Below are 4,470 nucleotides of genomic sequence, written 5' to 3' on the forward strand. Positions count from 1 at the left end.
GGTACGAGCGCTGAACAAAATGACGAAAGCAGGTATGCCTGAAAGCGTGCGTATTGCCTGAAAACACAACCCGCTACGGGGGAGACTTACCCGAAATCTGATTTATTCAACAAAGCCCGTAGGCAATATTTCGATCGGCTTCATTGGCGAGGAGAGAAAGATACTCTTCCCGCGTCATAGACTGAGAAAAACGTCCGCACATGGTTACCTCCAGTGGCCAGACTTAAAGTATAGATAATGCCGCGTCAGCGGCATGGAGGCGCCAGCTGAAGTTGAATGGAGTACTGCGGGTAAATGGCGCCGTCGCCCGGCGCAGCCGGCTGCTGTTTTGACAGGTTCTGCCTCACCCACCCCCTTCCCTGCAAAGCTATACCCGCTAAAAACGGCTCAGATGCCTCTGTACGCGGTCGGAGTGGTCCCGGCAAGGCGACAGCCGCAGTCGGGGCGTATCTCCGCGTTAGCGGGCCGTTAGGGCCGCTTACGAGCGTGTATCCCAGAACTTACCGCGACACTACTCACAGAGATGACGAAGAGTAGTTACAACACCCATTATTAAAAGCGACACTACTCCCGGCCTTCGGCCGGGGGCGGCGGCGCTTTTCAGTGGTGGGGAGGGGCTCCTGGCCGGCAAACCGGCGCCGGTTTTATGATGGATTTCCTTTTGAATGCTGTAACTAATGCAGTTCTTCCGCTGGGGCCCGACGCGAAGCGATGGGAGCTACTTTTATCTGAGCGACGCGGACGCGTGCGGCCGCTGTAAGCGAAGGCCTCATTGAGTTATTCACAGAGCCTGACCTGCTCCCCGTTGATTAGTACACTCCGATGTTAGTAATGTCTTCATAAGCCACATGAGGACATCCCCATGAAAAAGCGTTTTTCCGACGAACAGATCATCAATATCTCCGCGAAGCCGAAGCTGGGGTACCCGCCCGTGAACTATGCCGCAAGCATGCCATTTCCGATGCCACGTTTACACCTGGCGTAAGAAGTATGGCGGTATGGAGGTGCCTGAAGTTAAGCGTCTGAAGTCGCTTGAGGAAGAGAACGCCAGACTCAAGAAGCTGCTTGCCGAAGCCATGCTGGATAAAGAGGCGCTTCAGGTGGCTCTTGGGCGAAAGTACTGACGACAGACCAGAAGCGGGAAGCCGTGGAAGTCATGTGCGAGGCTAAGGGTCTGTCGCAACGTCGTGCCTGCCGCTATGAGGCTCACCGTCCGGCTGCTGATGCGCAGCTGTCTCTACGCATCACAGAGCTGGCACTTGAACGCCGCCGTTTTGGTTACCGGCGTATCTGGCAGCTTCTGCGACGTGAAGGTCTTTGCGTTAACCACAAGCGGGTTTACCGCATCTATCAACTTAATGGCCTGAGTGTAAAACGCAGACGACGTCGTAAAGGGCTGGCAACAGAACGTCTGCCGCTGCTCCGTCCGGCGGCGCCCAATCTGACCTGGTCGATGGATTTCGTCATGGACGCACTTTCCACCGGTCGCAGGATCAAGTGCCTGACCTGCGTGGATGATTTCACAAAGGAATGCCTGACGGTCACTGTTGCCTTCGGGATTTCAGGCGTGCAGGTCACGCGTATTCTGGACAGCATTGCGCTGTTTCGCGGCTATCCGGCTACGATAAGAACCGATCAGGGCCCGGAGTTTACCTGCCGCGCACTCGATCAGTGGGCTTTTGAGCATGGTGTGGAGCTGCGACTTATCCAGCCCGGCAAGCCAACGCAGAACGGATTTATTGAGAGCTTTAACGGACGATTTCGCGATGAATGCCTGAATGAGCACTGGTTCAGCGATATCGTTCACGCAAGGAAAATCATTAATGACTGGCGGCAGGATTATAACGAGTGTCGTCCACATTCAGCACTGAATTATCAGACGCCATCAGAGTTTGCAGCACGGTGGCGAAATGGAAAATGTGAAGGTAAACAAACCGACCTTACTAACTGACGGTTGTATCTAATCCTGGGGGCAGGTCACCAGTGCCCCCAGCTGATCTTCCTGACCTTCACGATAGCGCTTTCTGATCTCACCGCGCTGCCCGTAGCAGATCGCCCTCGCCACAGCATGGCGGCCTTCCCCCCGGTTTAGCTGCGTCAGGATCCGCCGACGATAATCCTCATCATCAATATAATTAAGAAGGTACAGCGTCTTGTTGACGCGCCCCACTTCCATGATCGCCTGTGCCAGCCCTGATGGGCGCGAGCTTTTCAGCAAAGAGCGAATGAGTTCTGAAGCATGAATGGTGCCCAGTTTCAGCGAACCGGCGGTTCGCATCATCTCATCCCACTGATCCTCGGCTTTCGACAGATCGGCACAACCACGTGCCAGTTCGTCCAGTGCACCGTAATTTGCCGATTTATCCACTCGCCAGAATACCGCTTCACCGGCATCGGCAAGCCGGGGGGAAAACTGGTATCCCAGCAGCCAGAAGAGGCCAAAAATAATGTCGCTGGTACCGGCTGTGTCTGTCATGATCTCAACCGGATTCAGCCCTGTCTGCTGCTCCAGAAGGCCTTCCAGCACAAAAATGGAATCTCGTAATGTGCCGGGGACAACGATGCCGTGGAATCCAGAGTACTGATCAGAGACGAAGTTGTACCAGGTGATGCCACGTCCGGAACCAAAATATTTTCTGTTAGGTCCTGAATTGACGGTTTTCACCGGCGTGACAAAGCGCATGCCATCAGCTGAAGCCACTTCGCCACCACCCCAGCGGCCAGCAAGCTCCAGTGTGGACTGAAAATCAACCAGGCGGGCATTGGCGCTGACCAGCGTTTCTGCCCGGAGGTAATTCTGTTTTACCCAGCTAAGCCGGTGGCGCGTCAGCGCCGGTATATTGTGCTTTATCAGCGGTTCCAGCCCGATATTGCAGGCCTCTGCCATCAGGACCGCGCACAGGCTGATGTGCAGATCCTGTGCCCGGGCCCCGGATTCACTGACATGCGTAAACTCACGTGTAAATCCCGTTCTGGCATCTATTTCAAGCAACAGTTCCGTCAAATCTACTGGCGGGAGTAGCAGCCTTACCCGACTGTTGAGACGATGCAACGATGTTGGCTCCTCCAGTTTCTCCAGGCTGCTGATAGTCAGGGAAGGATGTTTACCGTCATGGCAAATATGAACCTCCGCATTTCCTTCAAAGCGGGATGCGACGGTTTTCCAGGTTTCATCTAGCTGGACCGCCAACTGTTGCACGCCTTTATGTCCATCAGTGGGATGTCCCAGCGCCCGGCAAACGGGGACCCGCTGAGCCTGCCATTCTTCCCCCTGCAACAGCTTCTCGCGGGGATTTCCCCAGCGATCGCTGTTTTCGAGCCAGATGTCCCTTCGACGTAGTGCATCCTGAAGGCGCTCCAGCAGACAAAGCGAGTAACCGGCACGCTGTATCCGGCCCTCCGCATCGTATACCAGGCGTTTCCAGGGGCCGGTAATAATATGTTCAGGCGCATTGTCCAGGATGCGCTTTTTCGAGCAGTTCAGTTCGGTCAGATAATGAATGGCGGACAACGTATGTTCTCCGGCTGGCGCTGCCTGGAAATGCAGGTCGCGCAATACCGCCGGAAGAAAGCGCTTTACCCGCCCGTACTGCTCCACCATTTCGTCATGGAAATTGTTGTTCTGAGGCCGGGCCAGCTCATTTACCTTGCAGACGGATTCTGCCAGCCTGCTTTTCGGTATGCTGTTGAATATGGTCTCCCTCAGTTCAGCATCGTCAGCCTGTTCATCCAGCAACAATGAACATGCCCGCGCCAATATTAGCGCAGCACGATCAAGATCTTTAAGCGTCCTGAGCCGTTTTTTCTGCCCCGTTTTCTTCGCCGCACGAGTGATATCCAGTATCAGCATATCGAGCACATCAACGGCCTCATCCAGCGCCGCAGTCTCCTGCGCTTTAACGAATGCTGTGAGTACGGCCAGTTTTCTCTGCTGTGGCATTCGCGCGATATATTTTACCGACGCCATGCCTGCGTAACGGGCCAAATTACGCAGTTGTATAGCAGGCAGACCGGTAAAATTCAGTCGGGAAAATTCCAGGTTTCGCAGCCGGATATACCGCTCCAGCGCTTCGGTAAATGCCGGGCCGCTGACGGTGACCGGTCCCTTTTTCAGTTGCTCCAGCGGTGAAGTACGCTGCCCCTCAGGAATGTCCAGAAGCTCCGTCACGCGGGCGGTCTGCCAGCTGTCCGGCAACGCGGCCAGTTTCTTCCACAGCCGCTGATTTGCCCGTTCGCGTATTTCACTGACGAGACGTACAAGTGTGGTTGCTCCGGGCAGCAGGACCTTATTCTGAAGCAGCCACGCGGTGGCAAAATCAAACATAAGGCCGGGTCGCTCATTACTGAGCCATGCGGGCACTGTTGCAAATAGTCGGTGGTGATAAACTTATCATCCCCTTTTGCTGATGGAGCTGCACATGAACCCATTCAAAGGCCGGCATTTTCAGCGTGACATCATTCTGTGGGCCG

Annotated in this window: 3 pseudogenes; 1 reads left to right on the forward strand and 2 read right to left on the reverse strand. The window is 54.9% G+C overall.

The window, feature by feature from the left end:
* Positions 1-118 precede the first annotated feature (118 nt).
* Positions 119-202 (reverse strand): annotated as a pseudogene (locus ACOKCT_RS22835) (SOS response-associated peptidase); the annotation flags it as partial.
* Between the two features lie 660 nt (positions 203-862).
* On the opposite strand from ACOKCT_RS22835, the pseudogene ACOKCT_RS22840 reads away from it, so the two are divergent.
* Positions 863-1,951 (forward strand): annotated as a pseudogene (locus tag ACOKCT_RS22840) (IS3 family transposase).
* 30 nt (positions 1,952-1,981) lie between these two features.
* Here ACOKCT_RS22840 and ACOKCT_RS22845 read toward each other — a convergent pair.
* Positions 1,982-4,354: pseudogene (locus ACOKCT_RS22845) on the reverse strand (Tn3 family transposase); the annotation flags it as partial.
* Between the last annotated feature and the right edge of the window lie 116 nt (positions 4,355-4,470).

Origin of the sequence: Leclercia sp. M-A074-M (assembly GCF_965195605.1) — a bacterium.
Taxonomy (GTDB): domain Bacteria; phylum Pseudomonadota; class Gammaproteobacteria; order Enterobacterales; family Enterobacteriaceae; genus Enterobacter.